12 protein-coding genes are annotated in these 17,497 nt (G+C 36.1%); 1 reads left to right on the forward strand and 11 read right to left on the reverse strand.

What is annotated here, in order from left to right; translation table 11 throughout:
* Nucleotides 1-46: 46 nt before the first annotated feature.
* From ACGH47_RS04365 to gss, 11 genes are all read right to left on the reverse strand, one after another.
* Entirely contained in the window at nt 47-532 is a 486-nt protein-coding gene (locus tag ACGH47_RS04365; RefSeq protein WP_411599343.1) for a hypothetical protein, read from the reverse strand.
* Complete coding sequence (locus ACGH47_RS04370) at nt 532-1,218, reverse strand: hypothetical protein (RefSeq protein ID WP_267350403.1); 687 nt, start codon at nt 1,216-1,218, stop codon at nt 532-534. The genes ACGH47_RS04365 and ACGH47_RS04370 overlap by 1 nt, the downstream gene beginning before the upstream one ends.
* Nucleotides 1,218-2,825, reverse strand: coding sequence for an SUMF1/EgtB/PvdO family nonheme iron enzyme (locus ACGH47_RS04375; protein ID WP_411599341.1), 1,608 nt, complete (start codon nt 2,823-2,825; stop codon nt 1,218-1,220). Before ACGH47_RS04375 ends, ACGH47_RS04370 begins: the two co-directional genes overlap by 1 nt.
* Nucleotides 2,782-4,005: an ABC transporter permease gene (locus tag ACGH47_RS04380; RefSeq protein ID WP_411599339.1), complete on the reverse strand. Its 1,224-nt coding sequence runs from the start codon at nt 4,003-4,005 to the stop codon at nt 2,782-2,784. Before ACGH47_RS04380 ends, ACGH47_RS04375 begins: the two co-directional genes overlap by 44 nt.
* A gap of 3 nt (nt 4,006-4,008) precedes the next feature.
* Complete coding sequence (locus ACGH47_RS04385) at nt 4,009-4,725, reverse strand: ABC transporter ATP-binding protein (protein ID WP_411599338.1); 717 nt, start codon at nt 4,723-4,725, stop codon at nt 4,009-4,011.
* Between the two features lie 4 nt (nt 4,726-4,729).
* On the reverse strand, nt 4,730-6,703 hold the full coding sequence (locus ACGH47_RS04390; protein ID WP_411599336.1) for a vWA domain-containing protein: 1,974 nt from the start codon (nt 6,701-6,703) through the stop codon (nt 4,730-4,732).
* A gap of 12 nt (nt 6,704-6,715) precedes the next feature.
* Nucleotides 6,716-7,756 (reverse strand): hypothetical protein, encoded by a 1,041-nt coding sequence (locus tag ACGH47_RS04395; RefSeq protein ID WP_411599334.1) that lies wholly within the window; start codon nt 7,754-7,756, stop codon nt 6,716-6,718.
* Nucleotides 7,757-7,798: 42 nt separating this feature from the next.
* A complete protein-coding gene (locus tag ACGH47_RS04400; RefSeq protein ID WP_411596722.1) occupies nt 7,799-10,486 on the reverse strand; it encodes a putative virulence factor in 2,688 nt (895 codons plus the stop codon).
* Entirely contained in the window at nt 10,483-13,509 is a 3,027-nt protein-coding gene (locus ACGH47_RS04405) for a virulence factor SrfB (RefSeq protein ID WP_411599332.1), read from the reverse strand. The genes ACGH47_RS04400 and ACGH47_RS04405 overlap by 4 nt, the downstream gene beginning before the upstream one ends.
* Nucleotides 13,510-13,517: 8 nt before the next feature.
* Nucleotides 13,518-14,990 carry an SrfA family protein gene (locus ACGH47_RS04410; RefSeq protein ID WP_411599330.1) on the reverse strand — a complete coding sequence of 491 codons (1,473 nt, stop codon included), beginning with the start codon at nt 14,988-14,990 and terminating at the stop codon, nt 13,518-13,520.
* Nucleotides 14,991-15,140: 150 nt separating this feature from the next.
* Nucleotides 15,141-17,015, reverse strand: a complete 1,875-nt coding sequence (gene gss / locus ACGH47_RS04415; RefSeq protein WP_411599328.1) for a bifunctional glutathionylspermidine amidase/synthase — start codon at nt 17,013-17,015, stop codon at nt 15,141-15,143.
* A 198-nt stretch (nt 17,016-17,213) separates the two neighbouring features.
* On the opposite strand from gss, the gene ybeD reads away from it, so the two are divergent.
* Nucleotides 17,214-17,483, forward strand: coding sequence for a DUF493 family protein YbeD (ybeD, locus tag ACGH47_RS04420; RefSeq protein WP_065558632.1), 270 nt, complete (start codon nt 17,214-17,216; stop codon nt 17,481-17,483).
* Nucleotides 17,484-17,497 lie beyond the last annotated feature (14 nt).

Raw genomic sequence — 17,497 nt, forward strand, 5'->3', positions numbered from 1 at the left:
GTTAAACATCGCTTTTACTAACTATTGGTATAATGAATACGCAAATTTAGATATTCAAAGCTTTCTGTAATTGTTGAAGTTTTTTATTTAATTTATCTAACTCAACTTTCTTTTCAATTTCTGAAGAATTTGAATTATTCACTTGCTTAAGTTGTTTTTCAATATCATCGACTTGTGCTTGCAAGTCTGCGCGATCTTTCGCTTTTTCTTTAATTTCGTTGGTTAAACTCGTTAAATCATCTTTCAATTTTTGTTGTTGTGCTTGCTTTTGCTTAATACTTAAGGCAGTGTCATTTTTCTGTCGTTCGATATTGGCATAGATCGCTTTAAATTGTTGATTTGCCTTTTTTTCATCTTCTAAAATTTGCTGTTTTTTATCAATTCGGGCTTGATAGTTGCCAGAATAATGACAACTTATCTTATCAAAAAAACCGATATTCGTATTCGTTGGATCACACTGTTCGGTTGTGGTTGAACAGCCCATTAACAACAAAATAGGGCTGAATAATATAAGGTATCTTTTTTTCATCATTAGCTCACCTGTACTGCTGAACGTTGTTGACTTACCACATTAATTTGTTTTTCAAGTAATGCTATCTGTTTATGAAGCTGATTAATTTGTTTATCTAATTTTGACATATTAATCCCTGATTGTTTTTCCCTTGCTGAAAGCATAACCCAATCACTTTCAATGCCTTTCATACGATCTAATTTGTCAGTTAAGTAAGCAATATTTGCATCGATTTGCTTCAACTCATTTTTAATCTGTCTTTTACTCAACGTTTTATTTTCAATCTGACTATTTAACACTTTCAAAGTTGCTAAATTTTTATCCAATACGGCTTGTGCATTTTGAGTAACAGCTTGTACTTCCATATTATTTTGCTGAATGTCATAAATATAAGCATCAATGCGCATTTCTTCATCTGCATACTCAGCACGCTTAGAATCAAGATAATAATTAGCGCCCATTAATACACCACACCCTACCGCTGCTGTAGCCAGACAAACACCCGGTTTTCCGCCAACTAAAATACAGCTAAGACCAGAAAATCCTGCACCAACGACACACGATTGCCAGGCTGATTTACTAAAAAATTGAGATGTATTACTATTGGTTAATGCAGGATCAACGTCTTTAGTTCTCCACCCTGATGATTGACATCCAGTTAAGACAACAGATAAACATAATGTTATTATGACAACTATTTTTTTCATTATTTCCTTCCTTTAATTTCATTGCAGGTTTGTAACCAAACTGATTGTTCTATTTTACCCGATACAATGTATTGATTGATATGTTTTAAATAGAGCTTTAAATAATCGCTCATATTTGCCTTTCCACTACTTTGTAAAATAAATTGTGTTGCTTTAGCTTGTTCATTAATTGTGTTTTTTTCGTAATTTGATGCAGTGCTAACAATAGTATCAGCATAATATTTTAATATAAAATTGCGTGCATTTCTTGAATCAATGACAACTTGATTTAAATTATTTAACTTTGTTTTAGAACACATATCTGTACTCTCTAGCTCACTTGAGTCACTTGCATCACAAATTTCATTAATCATTGTATTATATAAATTATTATTATATTCATATTTATCATTAAGATCAGAGACATTCGCACATAAAAAAGCCCCCAATTGTAAGGCAGATTGAATGGAACGATCTCGCTGCTCATCCCGTGACTGGTTCGCACTTCGTAAAAGTAGATTAAGTTGATTTAACTCTTTTTTAGTTTTTTCATCTTCAACTTGTTTAGTAATTTTTTCCAGTTCATTCACCACATTGTTATCATTTGACGATTCGACTTCATTACCAAGTTCGTTCCACTGTTTTTCTAATTCTTTAATCGAAACTTTAGAGTGCATAACTTCAGTGGTATACACTAAACGAAATCCAACATCTTTGCTTTGATAAGCACCTTTATTATCATAGTAAGGCTTTTCACTACGAAAGGCAGTTGTTATTGAAGATTCAGGAGTCAAATAACTACCGCCCCGAATAATCATGCCTCCTGGTTGTCCATGATAACGATCTAATTTATTCATTCTAAATGAATCAAACATCATTTCACTGGCATTACCTAAAATATCATAAAGATCCAGTGGATTAGGAGCTAACCGACCAATAAGTTGTAATTTTCCATTGGCTGACTTTGCCCCTGAAAACCATGCATAGTTTTCCAAACCACTCGTAATAGGAAAAACTGTCTCGCGAAATTCAGATTCAGTGACTTTCATGCCACCCCGTGCAGCGTACTCCCATTCGGTATTCGTTGGCAAACGTACATAGCCTTTTGGCAACGCTTTTAATTGAGATTGGTTTTCCAGTAACCATTGGTTATATTTATTACTAAATGCAATAGCATCAAACCAACTAATATTAGTCATAGGGAAAATCAAACTCACTTTAGCCGTTGGACAAGTATCATTCATCACCGCTTGATATTGTAGTGCTGTAATTTCATATTTACCGATTAAATAATACCTTTCTTCGTTTTCATTAGAAAAGCTACCAGAAATATAATTAGGTGTTGCGTATTCAGCAAAACCTAACTCTTTTTGATTACTGCCTAAAATTACTTTTACATCATCAAGTGGTTTATTGGTAGGCGTAAATACCCTTTTCATCACCAAACGCCCATCACAAGGCATCGGCAAAATCACATCATCACTGGCAGGTTTAGGATTATAAAACTTACTCTCCCAAGGCTCAGCATAACTGCATAAAGGGATAAAACTTAAGATTAGTCCCCAATAATGCCATTTTTTATGATTATACTTCGCGCAAGCTTTCTGCTGGCTGAATCTTAACAGCACGTCGACCTCCTACCGTTACTACAATAGCTGATATCAATAAAGTAAGTAAAAATGCGATAATAAAATGATAAAATTGTAATTGGCTAACTACTGGATGTGAAACTAAATTTTTACCTAACACAAAATTAAAGGCATAGTTGCCAAATAAAAAAAGTAGGCAAGAAATGATAAATGCCAAACAACTTAGCATCATGGCTTGAGTCATTAAATAAAGCATAATCCCTTTTGATTTAAATCCAAGTAATCGCATCAAAGCGATATCTTTGCGTTTACGTTCAATATTAGATAGAAATGATCCTGTAAAAGATAAAATACACCCTAATACAGCCGTTATTGCAATGACACTAAATATAAAATTGAGAACCCGATCTATCGCTTGCATATTTTCTATCGCATTAGCTTGAGTACGTGTTTCAATATTTTGTTGACGTAGTTTATAAGACAAAGGCGCTACATCATCAAGTGACCTTGCATAAATACGTGCTCTGGCAAATGAGTTATGTTCTGGCGGATTAACAAGCCCTGTGGTTGATTGAAAAATATTTATTTGATAACCATCATAAAAATGTTCCATATCAATTAAAAGCGCTAAAGACACAAATGCGGCAGCCCGACTATAATAAATTTCGGGAATCACTCCGATGATCTCTAACTCGACTATACCTTTTTCCAGTTTGCCATCGAGTTGCCTTGTCACAACCATTTTTACTTTATCACCAACCTTTGCCTGCATTTTTTCTGCGGCTAAAGCGGATATTAAAATCTGTTGTTCATGATGCAAGAGCGGTAAACTTTGGGTTATAGGATCACCTTTAGCTGTCGGAATAATTTCAGCATTATTAACAAAATGACGATTATCTTTCATTAAATCAGCTTGAGTATTAAGAGAACGTGTCAACGGAACCACAAACGCTGTTTCAGGTTGTTGGGCAATCCATTCAAACATTGAATGATCTAACTGTAAATTACCCACAATTTTAACTTCTATATTTTGCGGATCATTAAGTAACTGCTGGCGAAGCTGTGAAACAACACCATATTTTAAGCTAAAGAGTAGCAACAGTGGGGTAATTACCGAGATCACCGATGCAATAATACAAAATGAAACCTTCTTGTCGTACCATAAATCCGACAAAGATAACCAAGTAATAAGCCGCCATTTCGATAATAATGTGATCATCGCTTATACCTCATCTTGTAAGGGTAAAAATTCGGATGAATGGGAAGAGGTAATTTGAGACGTTAAAGTAAATAATCCTTTATCAGCAATACGTTGCCAATCATGGGTCACAATCAAGGCAGCAATATTATCCTGTTGAGCTTGCTCAATTATTAAATCAAATAATAAATTGGCATTATAAGGATCAAGCGCTGAAGTCGGTTCATCAGCCAGTAATAGTGCAGGTTTATGGATAATTGAACGAATAAAAGAAGCTCGCTGTCTTTCACCAATCGAGAGTTGTTTAGGATATTTACTTAACAAGTGTGAAATACTCAACTTTTGTACTAAATAATCAAATCGTTGTTTATCCACCTTTTTTTGTAACACATTTACTGAAAGCAAAATATTATCATGCACCGTTAAAAAAGGGAGTAATCCGCCTGTTTGCAACATAAAGCCCAAATAATTTGCGCGCATATCCGCTAACTTATCCAGTTTATCGTGTTGGATTAGTTGAGCAATATCAACGTCACCATTATCCATAGTAAGATTGTAGCAACCAATATGGTCAGGCTTTAGAATCATACCTATCATTTCAAGTAATGTGCTTTTACCCGAACCGCTATCACCTCGAATAATAACCACCTCACCCGCTTTAACGGTCAGCGCAGAAAGGTTAACACTAAAAAAAGATTTACCAGTTGAGCGCGTGATTGCAAGTTTTTTTATCGTTAGCATCTGTTTACGGTAACATCTCTAAAGGAATAGGATAAACATTTTCACGAGGATCACTACCTTCCGCTAATGAAATCCAACGATCAACATCCGCATTACATTTCTGATAATAACGAATTTTACTATTTAAATTACGAATAAATTTTTCTTGCTCAAGACCACTCATACTTTTCCACGTCTCTTGATCCAACCCAGTTACATCGCTTTTATAAGGGATATTATCCAAATATTCCCCAAGTAACCCCAAATCGGCAATTTTTGTGACTGCGTTCGATTTTAATTTACTTGGGTCTTGCCCCATAGCAGCAGCAACCGATCGTAGCTGCGAAAACATATCATCGGCAGAAATTAATCCATCATTTGCTGCATTGGCGATTTTACTAACAATATCGCTTAAATCACTTAATTGAGATTTAGTTAATAAGATTCGAGGTTCAGCTGTTGGAATAGTGGGTTTAATAAAATCTTTATCAGCAATCCACGCTTTGAAGACCGAAGGCGCTTTAGACCCATTAGTTTCACCTAAATAAGCCAACTGCATAGCTTTACCCAGTAATAATGCATCATTTAACATATCGGCATTACTATCTTTAGCATTAATCGCATTACCTATTGACGCTTCACCTTTATAAGCAAGTTTCACTTGCTCGGCTAAGGCTTTGGCTAAAGAGTCAACTTTTTGACCAAACTCATTCACATTACCGGCATTAACAGGGTAGTAAAGTGATTTATGAATAAAATCATTGTACGTTAAATCAGAATACTGCGTCGCAGCAATTTGGTGATCTTTTTCGCCACTTGACGTTTTTAAATGTAATGCATAAATCGCAACCCCTTTATGCTGTGCTTCAAGCCTTAATTGCGCAGCATCCATACCGGTGCTTGAAAGTTTATCATCCCCCGGAATTGCACTTGCATCCGTAATAAGAATCATATAACGCGCACCAAAACTGTTCCAATTAATATCATTCAACGCTTGTGCAACCCCCGCAAATGAATCTTCGGCAAAATAAGCCGTTGATACCGAGGCTTGTTTAAGTGATGCACTGAGTTTTTTAAAATCTTCACGATTTTTTACTTGGTTTGGATCGGCAAAAACTTTTGTGACAAATTCAAGTTTATCGGATGCGGTTAAACTTGATCGAAATGACACCAAGCCAAATTTAACTTGATCTTGTAACTTCTCTTTTTCAATATGCTGATAAACGCGTTCAACGGCCTCTTTGGTTCTTGAAATATACGGATCCATGGAAATCGTTGAGTCTATCACAAACACAATTGCAGCTTTAAAAGGAGCGACTTGATTAGTATTATCATCTGTTTTTTGAGTGGTAGTGGATGACTTAACGTTCTGAGTTGTTGCCACTAATTTATCTTGTTTACTGACAGAGGCGACTTCTAATATACGCTCATAAAACCCTTGTCCATTCATGACCTCTTCACCTTGTAAAATAGGTAATAAATAGAAGTTATTTTTAAAATCAACAAATTCCGCCGGCTCTTGAGCGATAACTTTTGGCGAAGTTTGGTTAACGTTTAATGCCTCACGAATGGGTTTTAATAATGTTTCTGGATGTTCAGAATCAACAATTGCCGTGAGTGAATCTTTATCTTTAAAAAATAGCAAAGGATCACGTTCAACCGGATTAGTAAAAACCAAGGTCATTTGCATATTCCATTCAATTGCGCATGAGCCATTAATCCAACCTACCGTTTTTCCATAGGAATCAGGCCCAACACTTAACCATTCTTGGTTATTTTGATTTTTTCGTTCATAAACATAATAGCGAGAAAATGCAGGAACTTGCTGTCCTGTAACCTCGCTAATATCTTTTTTTAACTCACACGTTGGCGTACTTAGTACGCGTTGATACAGTGTTGTTTTACCTTGCTGTTTAAGCGGTTCATTGGCAAAACTTATCAAGGGTAAACAAGTTAAGCTCAATACAAACATAATTTTTGAGATAGCTAAATTTTCCATTTTTGTTCCTACCTACTTTTGTAGCTCAGCTAACCGTGCTTTTACGTCTTTATTATCGGGATCATTATTCAATGCGGTTTCGTACCAATAAATAGCCGTTTCTTTATCAGCTTCAAAACAGCTATTAGCTTGATAATACTTTTCGTCATATTCTTTGGCATACAAAATGGCAATGGTTGAATTTACTTGTGATTGATTAGCATACAACCGCTGAGCAATATTACATTTTTTTGCTTTTTTAGCATCATTGATCAACTGAATAATCATTGGAGTTAGTGGTTTAGTTTGCAAACATTTTTGAATAAAAGTGAGATCATCATCACCTACTTGACTTAAACTACATTGACCTAACATAGCCGGTTCAGCGTCTTTAGCTTGTTGATTTTGGAAGAATAGAAAATACCAAATTGCGATACCCATAACAATTAACAGTAAAATAGCAATGATCAAGCCGAATATTAAACCTGATTTTCTTTTTTGTTTAATCGGTTGTGTCAACGTCTCATCCGTTACAGTTTCAGATGTGGGTACGGATGTAACGACTTCCTCAACGACGGGTTCAACAGGTTCTTCGATAATTTGTTCTTCGATTTCAGGCTCGTAAATGGTTTGTGTTTCGCCATCCATTTTTTCGTCATCGGGGATTACATCTACACACTCCTCAGGTTCAAGATGCGTATCAGACATAGTAGTAACCGTGTTTAATGCAGCTGACGTCATCACACCATCAGCTATGTTAATGACGCCTCGGTCACTGTAATTTTCGTTTTGCTTATCACGAATCTGTACCAAAAATCGTGCAGTACTTTCTTGAGTTAATAACGAATCAACCAGCCATTCACCAACAAGCCCGGTTAATTGTTCATGTTCGACAGTCATATCAGCCAACGTATGCCAACTTTTTTCTGGACTCCATTGATTTAATCCAGACAAATAATAACTATCCTGATTACGTTGAATCAATATTTCAATATCAGCACTACCATTCCATTTATATGCCAAAAATTTAGCTATACCCGGTTTATAACCATTTAATTCGATTCTTAATGCCATAATGTCCTCTATCCTGTCACTTCACTTTGTTATTGCATTAATTTACAAGAAATCATCCAATTTAATTTGTGATTGTTTAAAACATGCCAAAATCTCACCCAGACGACTATTTTGTTCCTGACTTATTTCCCGTCCGGCATGATGTCCGACATTTTCTTGTGCAAGCGTAGCAAAAGCTATAAACCAATCAAATATCGCAAATTGAGAATAATTTTTAGTATTATTATCCAATTTTGGCAACTGGTGAGATGATTGCATAACAAACTCATTTAACGGTGATGCAAATATACGCTTGCCATGATTAACACGACTCATTGGAATGTTATCCACCTGACCTTCAATAAAACCTAACCACGCAATATAATCAGATAATTGAGTATGAATTGTACTTATCTGTCTTGATTCAAGATCATCACGTTTACTGCCAGTATTTTCGTTATTTAAGATTTTTTCAGTTAAATTTTGTTCAATCTTCAAACGATTGGCTCCTGTAATAAGCTCTTCAACAATAAAAGATAATGATTTTTGGCTTAAACCAAAAAACTGTAAAATATGCTGATCCAGCACGATATTTCTTAAGTGCTCTAACCAAGTTGTAAAAACACTCTTAGCAAATTTAGATTCAGTCGGCAAAGTCACTGCTGGCTTACTGGTTAAATTGCTATTCATGTCCGAAAAAAGGTCAAATTCAGTATTAAAGCCAAAATCATTGGATAAATTGCCGACTAAATTATCATCATTATCTTTAGCTATCTGGTTTTCTACATGGTTGGAATGATACAAAGCTCGAATTGTTTGATCCGGCAATTCTAAAGTTTTGAGTAATTCACCTAATAACAATGCTTTACCCTGCAACTCTTTCACCACATCTGCGATAACGTGTTTTTTCTTACCAAGTTCTTCATCACTACCAGCTTGGTACCACGTATCAAAACGCATATTTGTGATGTAATCAATTTTTTCATTTAATTGCTCAACAATACGTTGTTGTTTTACTTCAGTAATCGCTACTTTTTCTAAATATTGACTAATTCGACCTATACCGCCATCGTTAAGTTTAAGCATGGCATCCCACGCTTCTTTTGGTTGAGATACATATTCTTGAACATCAACATTGTCGATAAAAGTCTTTTTTAATACGTCCATTTTAGTCTGATAATTCTCATTATGAGACAGTTCTTGGCGTGAAGAAGGATCGACATTTAAAAACGGTACATCAAAACCAGGTTTACGAACCAAATAAACATTGTTGAATTTCTGATTATTTGACCAATTCATTAGCCAATCATAACTTCCAAAACGTTCTAAAATAGTTTGTTGTAATAATCCACCTTTACCCCAACTATTTTTAAGATTATCTTCCGACAAGGTCAACGATGTACATATCCGTTTATCAAACATGGTAATCGCCCACAACAAGCCAACTTCTTTGGTTGCTCGCTTTTCAGGTGTTTCACCTTGTGTTTTACCGATCCACCGTTCAAGCACCGGCCCAACATCATTCACATCAGATTGCTTATCAGAAGGTGTACAAACCACTAATACATTCATCTCTTGGCTATCGGTATACTTTTCAAATAAGTAGGCAACTTTACCCCGTAATAATAGTTGAGAAATGGGATTACCTTCTTTAACATCTGAAATCGAGATTAAATTCAAGCGTCCTCGATATCCCGGAAAATCAAGCAAATCAACTTTTTCAAATGTTGAAACTCGCGTTTTGTTTACTAATGGAAAGATTAATTCCGCTGTTAAAAAAGCCAGTTGCGCCAAAGATAAATCCGTTGGTTTACCGTTAATAGGCGTTATCGTAACCGATGAATCTTTATCGGTGTTTAATCGCTCTAAGATGTCTACATTCATAATACTGTCAATTTGCGATTTAGTACCATTTTGCTCTTTAATCAAAACAGTTAACGGCGCATACACAGTTTCAGCATGATGTAAACGAGATAACGTATTAGCAAGCTGAATATAGATTGTTGTTAGCTCTGCAATTCCACCCCATAATACCGCAAACAGCTCGCCTCGTTCAGAAACAGATAGATAAGGAAGTAAATGTACTGCTTTTTCCCAATATCCCCCTTTTAAACCTTCTAAAGCGTTGCCGAAATTTTCAGACAAATAATCGTAAAGTTCAACGATATCATCTTCCGATATACCGCCGACATAACTGGTTTGTTTTTTATTTTCCAACCGTTGGATTAACTGATTTAATTGTGAAAATTCAATTTTATTAGAGACTTTTTGCTGGTCAAAATCTTTAAAAAAAGCATTAATTAATATTTTGACAATTTCTATCTCTCTAAACAATTTTAACTCTAACGGATAGTTGGCAATTCCACCTTTAGCGGTTCGACTAAAACGCGTGACTAAACCTGTCGCTTCTTTACCACTTCCTACCGGATTGACATGATCGATAAAATCTAAAATTTGGTTATCGACAACCGTTTCAAGTTTGCCATTATCCCCTGCGGCAAGTGCCGAAATCAGGTATGATTTTCCTGCTTGAGAAAGTCCAAAAAAACCGACCGCAACCGATTTGGTAGAGACCTCACCTAATCGTTTAGCGCTATTACGCAAACGGCGTAAATCAAGAATTAAATTATCTGCTTCACTATTTAAACGTTTGGATGAATGACGTGTTTGATTAACCCATTCAATTGCTTCTGCTGATGCATGGTAAACGTGTTCCCAAGATTTAGGCAGTTGTTCATTTATGTTATTCATCGTTTTATCATTCCACTATCAAGCCAATATTGGGTACTGATTAAACCGGAGTTAACCATTGTATTTAAACTCAGTTTAACATCTTGGTTTTTATTGCAAGCTCGTCCATCAGATGCTTTTATGTCTTTAATATAAAAATTCTCGACCATTTTTTGCCTATTTTTAATACCTAAGGTCACTTCAAGTACCACGCCTTGAGCACTTAAACGCCGAGCAACATCGCCGTTTTCAATGGTCAAAATATAGATCGGAGAAGCCGGCCAGCGATCAACTTCAAGTTGTTTAAAACCTAGCCGTGTTGTACCTCGTATTTCAAAAGATAGATCAGGAAAATCATAATCAGGATCATCTAAATTTATATCTCGGTAATAGACATTTTCATTTTTAATCATGTTTAAATTATCCAACAATCCAATGTATTTGACTGTTGAATAAAGATCCATATTTGTTGATCTAAAATAGAAATTAGGTAGCCTTAAATTCTTACTTAAGAAGCAAAGCATAGCGCCTACAGCAGCGGTGGTTTTAGGATCATCAATGCGTTCTTGTTTATGGAATGGATACCATCCGCCCGTATAATAACCATGGAGTGGCAAGATTCGCCCTGCAGGGATAGACAAACGAGATCGAAAATAACTTTGAATACCCGGTAAGCGTGAAGGGCGTCCAGTTAATAACAGCACATCACATTGATAACAACTGATGATTTCGGACAATGCGTCAAACGTTTTACAAATATTGTAATAATCACCACGTATAAACAGGTAATGAATTCGTTTGAGATTAATCTCAATATTCAAATTAAGCACTGAAAAGTCAGGATTATTTAATGCACGCTTGATTGGCTCATTAATAAAATTCAGCACACTATCAGTCATAACATGATGCTCTAATAATTCTTTAAAACTTGCGCTAAATACCTGCTGTTCACTATGTAAAGGATCGTAAATTTCATACTCTTTCAAGATTCGCAAACCTATCGGCGTAAACAGTTGTAATGTCAGTTGTTGACGTAAAACCGCATCTTGAATAGAAAGTTGTTGTGAACCAATAATCGTTGACAAGATTGGGCTTGGATCAGCAAGTCCTGCCTGCTTTAAGCCGTTGGTTAACGAGGTTAAAACAATATCTTGAATAATATCAAGTAAAATATCATCACCCGCTACTTTAAAACCATCACGAAAACGCTGACTTGGAACAATATAGGCATTACTACTGTTTTGTTGCCCGTTTGCACCATAATCTAAATGGTAATCGTTGATGACTAAATCGGTTGTACCCCCACCGATATCCACCGTCGCAATGGTAACTTTTTGCTTATTGGTTTTGTCAGGTCGAACAATTGAAGCAATAAATTCTTCACTACGTCCGTTAAAATTATTTTGTGTTTCATTGAAAAGATAAACTACTTGACCACAGGTTGCTTCATCCCATTGAATATAAACTTCCGGTATGTTTGGCCAAATATGTTTAAGTTCTTCCGGATGAGTAAAATCAATATTATCATCCGAATTATCCCAACCTAAACTTTTCCAAACAAGTCCAATAGCTTGATACACACAACTTTTAAATATCGCTTGTTCGGGTTTTGGCATAGCGGGCGGAATCGTTAAGATAATTGAACGTAAATTACGTGGCGTTTTAGCATGTTCAAGTTTATTACGTTGCGCAACGCTATTAATCTGCATTAAAGCATGCATCAATACTTCGCATAACATAAACGTCATGAGCGAACTACGTGAATATTTAGGGTGGAATACCGGTATTTTACGATCATATTCTTCTTGAATATTGTTATTAAGAATATGTAGGGCTTCACCATATTCATTAATTAAATTTGAAAAGGGCTCTGCCGTTGCAAAAGGTTCATGATCGCTTTTTACATAATAAGAGTTAAAACGCCAACCTTGTTCGTACTTATCTTGATCCCATAAATAACGTTTTGGACTTGAAAGCCCGGTTGCACCTTCGTTGCCTTCACGGCGACTAGCTAAGCGGCTTGCTTCTTTACCGACACGAACAATACTAGGCCAACGGAAGGTATCTCGTCGACCACTCTGTAGCGAAAAGTGTTCTTTACCAAAAAAGGTTTGTGCAAATTCAACTCGACTTTCAAATGGTTCGTTATAGATATATTCCGGTCTGGTTAGATCGCGTATCTCCAATTCATAGCGATGATTAAGACTGTCTTTATCTTGAACATGATCTTCAATCAAAATGCCACAAGTTCGTGAATTACCCACATCTAAAATCATATCGACAGGAATCGATTTCACAATATCATTTTTATTGTTAGAAACAATTTTAATGGTTGGTAGATTTAATGTTTCACCGAGCAAATTAATGATATTAAGATAGTGCCCATAATAAGCCTTATTATTCATTTCTTGCTGGATATCATCCTTATGCATCTTTAAGCGTTCAGGTTGCTGCGCTAATTCTTCAAACAGATCGATTAACCAACTAGAAATCCATTTGAGTTCTAAAAACCATGACACATGATCAGAGCGGTGCGCCAGACTAAAAATCGCACCTGTCATTACGTCATTTTCAGTTGGAGCAAGATAAGCAACATCATCCAAATTAGCAAAGATTTTAGTGTCAAACGCAAATGTTATACGATGCGTATTACCATCGGGATCTTCACCTTGAGGAATACTGACAATTCTTACTCTGCTCCAGTTATGAGGACCTTTATCAAATCGTTCTGGAGGAATCGACCGTAAAACAGGAATCGGTAACCAAACACCGTCATACAATTTTAGGGATTGATCGACACTAATTTCTTGTGTGGGGGTAACCGCAAAAGTGGGGTTGTCAGGACTAAAAAATTGACCATTTTCGACATCTTCTAGTAATCGAATCAATGCACCACTTTCGGACGGATCAATAAAGCACCCATTCGCTTTATTGCGCCATTGGCTGTCTTTCCAATCTATTTTAAGTGCAAAATCAAGAAACTGAATACCACTGTTCATGATAAGAGTCACTTCTTGACCATAATTGCGTAATTCTGGAAGCATATACTACCCTATTGTTTTTTCATCGTTAACGGGAACGATGTACCATTATTATAATTTCCCTTACAATCAGTTTGATTGTTACTGTTTGTTGAGCACTCTATTTTCGGTAATTGATATTTTGTATTATCGCTACAAAGCGCTTCAGTATTACTCTTTATACTTAAATTTGAGTTTTGAAAACCACTACCAACTTTACCAACACATTTCACACCATCACTACGTATTACCGTAACTTCACCATTTCCTTGATCAAAACTGTAGTTTAAACGTAATGGTTTACCCGTTGATTTATCTTGGATTCCACCACCTACTGTCCATTGTCCATTAAGAAAATCCATAGAACCTTGCTTAATTGCATCTGGTGGTACACTTAAATTTTGGGATTGTGTAGCGTTATTGGTATCCATAGCTGCTGTGTTTTGATTCTGGTTTTCATTTTGATTAGTGTTATCAACATCAGAAGTCGTACCTGCATTATCAGGCGTTATGTCATGAATTGGCGGATTATCATCACCTGCACCATGACTATCGACAGGTAATGTGGTAGGCGTGTTGAGCGTATCAGTCACATCAATGTTACCTTCTGTAACAGTTGTACCAACTACGTCATTACGATTGTCAGTATTTAACACCGAATCATGATTTATGTTAGTACCCACCGGTCTATGAATAACATTCACATCACGGATAGGATTCTCACCTTTTTTATCTTCTGGTTTTTTGTCCCGATCAGTCTCAACCGGTACATTCACCGCATTATCGACTGACAATGGCGGTGTAATTGATGATTCAGGGTGATAAAAGCACCCTCGTAATAAAAACAGTAGTAATAATAACAATAATAGTGGCAACAGCATTAATAACCACATCCACCAACGTTTCCACCAAGGACGTTTAGACGTTATCGGGGGGTCAATTTGTTCAGTAACATAAGGTGCTGTGCTTTCTGATTGTTCTAAACATTTGAAAGGTGATTGGGTTAGTTGAGTTTGTGGATTAATAAATCCCCAAAAAGTAATAACAGGCTTGCCATTAACGATATAAATATATTCATTGCTTGGAAACCGAATCGCCATAAGATTTGGTTCTTGGCTGTCCTCACGGTGATTAGGATCATAAATTAGGCGGCTAAATAGCAATTGATCGCCTTCAAGGTTTGGATTATTAGCTAATTGTTTGCCTAGCTCAACTACCTTTTGTTCAAATGCTGCCAACAATTGAAGCGCTGATTGCTGTTCTGATTCGCTGGCAGATGACCAAGGCACAATATCATATTGAGCCGAATCAAAAGGAATATACCAATCAACCCTATTTCCTTGATCATTACGTTGTGGAATGGCTAAATAGTCGGCATATTGTTTACCTATTTTTACTCTGAACATTTCACGAATTTGGGTTGCCACTAGGTAAGCAGCTTTACCGTCATGCCCAAGCATTTTAAAATCTTTAATATCACCAGTTCTAAGTAGTGTATTTGCCATACTGACCTTTCCATTCCATTATCATATGATATTTTTGTAATCTTTTAATTCTAACAGAAAAATCCAGCTGTTGTAATTGGTATCTATAGGATAAGTTAAGATTTTTTTACTTTATTTTTTACATACTGCAAAATTACCTTACCATAATAGTCATTTTAAAAACATATCATCAGTCAATACTCGTAATGGTTGCATATCACTATCTCCCCGAATGACTAAGGATGGATCAGAACGTAAACACGTTCCCCCATAATGTCCGCCGACAGTGAAAGTACAGATTTGCAAATAACGATCATCGACTTTCGGTAAACACCACAATTCTTGATAGATGTTTTCTTGTTTAGCAAATTTACCGACAGTTTTCCCCAAAATGGTTTCTTTGCTGCTGACTAATTGAATATCACTCCCCCGACGCCCTGCAATCGGCTTAACGGCATACCCCTTTTTCTCTAAACTTTTATTAAGTTCGAATGTAGACTCTAATAAATAACGATGATTAGGAAATAAAGACCACAGCACCGGTAAAATCGCTTTATTGCTTGGAATAACTGTCCATAAAGGTTCAAATACAGTGACTTCGGGACGTAAAAGAACGTCTATCAACCTTACCGCATTTTCTGGATGCCAAGTCCGTATTGGTAATCCGGCTATTTGGGCTTCACTTTCTTGACGAAGTTGTTCTAATACGGTTTCCCATGCCCATGTTTTCCAGACACAGGTTACTTGACGATCTTCATCATCAACTAACCGACCGCGTTTATCCCATTTTAAGCCGCTCAAACCTCGTAAAATTTTGCTCTTAAATCCTGCTTGTGTCAGGGCTTTTTGCATAAATAAAGCATGATAATTTTCTTCATTATCATTATCTTGCATAATATGGATAAAAGCTTGTGCATCGCTATGCTTCCAACAACTCGCTAATGCGTTAAGCAACCCAGCACTAGGGTTTACGCCAACATTTAGCCCAGCTTGTATTGCCCAATTTTGTAGTATCTGTCCAGCTTCAGTATGACACGATGCCGAATCAGCATTATATTCATAAACTTTAAAGCCTCGTTCATCCATGCAAAAGTCTAGCCGACCGGTTATCATTTGATAACGTCGTTGTTGCCATGACAGTCGCAAACGAGGCCATAAAATTTCGGGGATATTAAAATTCATCAGCAAGTTATCATCTTTTAGTACTCTATCGGTTGCATGTAAATACATAAGATGTAACTCATTGGTCGCTCGAATAAGTTCTTGCTCGGCACTTTCAGAAATAGTGAAATATCGGTAGTGATCATCATGACTAATTGCATGCCCTGCCGCTTGGATATAAGCATTTTCTAAACTATCTTGCTCATTAAGCCAGTTAATATCAAATTGACCTTGATTTTCAATATGTTGACTATGAATAGCCAGTAAAGGCGCCGGTACGGTTGGTTGTGGTAGACTATATTGTGTATTTTCGGTTTGTATCATCCAACCTAATATGGTGGTATCGTCAAACGTATCATGTAACAAATAACCATTGTCGGTGACCGTCATCCTTAATTCACGAGTCCAATGTTGACCAATTGGTAATCGGGTATGAATAACATTTTGTTCAGCTATCCGAACTTTATCTTCAAAGACTTCGGTAATAATAGCAACATGACCCGTTCTATCGAAAACACCACCATCATCCCAAATAAGTAATGCGCCAGCTTCGGGGTTTTTCTTACCACCATTAGCAAAAGCTTGTAAAGGCAATATCGCTTCATTGATGACTTGTCTTAAGACACGAAGTGAAAAAATTTCATGAGCCATGCCGACATCAGTAAACACAATACCATAATTAAGAAATAAAAAACGCCTTGCAAATTCAACGCATTGCCATTTATATCCCATATATTCATGCCCGGAATAACTTCGAAAAGAGGCATCATCAGGGTATTGAGTTGGGTCTAATGTTTCATAATCAGAAGAGTAAATGGCAACGCCACCTGGGGCATAACCTAACAATGTACCAAAAGGTTCTCTATCATCGGAGTGTGCTAACATATTTTTCAACCTTTTTTATAATTTATAGGATAATGCTAACTAAGCTGTGATAAAATTAATCTATCATAGATCAATTTGAATACTTTAAGAAGCGAAGTTTATGCTTGATCACTTGAAGAACATCAAAGCGCCTATATATGACTGTTATTCCTGGTAGTAATACCCCAAACATACCGATTACGTGAGAAACATAAAATTATGCAACAGAAAACAAATTTAAAAGAATTATTAGATTTTCCTTGTTCTTTTACTTATAAAGTCATGGGAGAAGCTAAACCAGAACTGGTTGATAAAGTCGTGTCCGTTATCCAACGTCACGCACCGGGTGATTACAGTCCGTCAATCAAACCTAGCAGTAAAGGGAATTATCATTCTGTGTCGATTACTATTAATGCAACACACATTGATCAGATTGAAAATTTATATAAAGAATTAGGTGAAATAGATATTGTAAGAATGGTTTTATAACACTTTACTTTTTC

The sequence above is a fragment of the Gilliamella sp. CG16 genome (genome assembly GCF_046635785.1).
Taxonomy (GTDB): Bacteria; Pseudomonadota; Gammaproteobacteria; order Enterobacterales; family Orbaceae; genus Gilliamella; species Gilliamella apicola_I.

Bases quoted from the DNA above. Each gene is read 5' to 3' on its own strand.
- ACGH47_RS04365 (WP_411599343.1), bottom strand. From the start codon at position 532: ATGATGAAAAAAAGATACCTTATATTATTCAGCCCTATTTTGTTGTTA.
- ACGH47_RS04370 (WP_267350403.1), bottom strand. From the start codon at position 1,218: ATGAAAAAAATAGTTGTCATAATAACATTATGTTTATCTGTTGTCTTA.
- ACGH47_RS04380 (WP_411599339.1), bottom strand. From the start codon at position 4,005: ATGATCACATTATTATCGAAATGGCGGCTTATTACTTGGTTATCTTTG.
- ACGH47_RS04385 (WP_411599338.1), bottom strand. From the start codon at position 4,725: ATGCTAACGATAAAAAAACTTGCAATCACGCGCTCAACTGGTAAATCT.
- ACGH47_RS04390 (WP_411599336.1), bottom strand. From the start codon at position 6,703: ATGGAAAATTTAGCTATCTCAAAAATTATGTTTGTATTGAGCTTAACT.
- ACGH47_RS04395 (WP_411599334.1), bottom strand. From the start codon at position 7,756: ATGGCATTAAGAATCGAATTAAATGGTTATAAACCGGGTATAGCTAAA.
- ACGH47_RS04400 (WP_411596722.1), bottom strand. From the start codon at position 10,486: ATGAATAACATAAATGAACAACTGCCTAAATCTTGGGAACACGTTTAC.
- ACGH47_RS04405 (WP_411599332.1), bottom strand. From the start codon at position 13,509: ATGCTTCCAGAATTACGCAATTATGGTCAAGAAGTGACTCTTATCATG.
- ACGH47_RS04410 (WP_411599330.1), bottom strand. From the start codon at position 14,990: ATGGCAAATACACTACTTAGAACTGGTGATATTAAAGATTTTAAAATG.
- gss (WP_411599328.1), bottom strand. From the start codon at position 17,015: ATGTTAGCACACTCCGATGATAGAGAACCTTTTGGTACATTGTTAGGT.
- ybeD (WP_065558632.1), top strand. From the start codon at position 17,214: ATGCAACAGAAAACAAATTTAAAAGAATTATTAGATTTTCCTTGTTCT.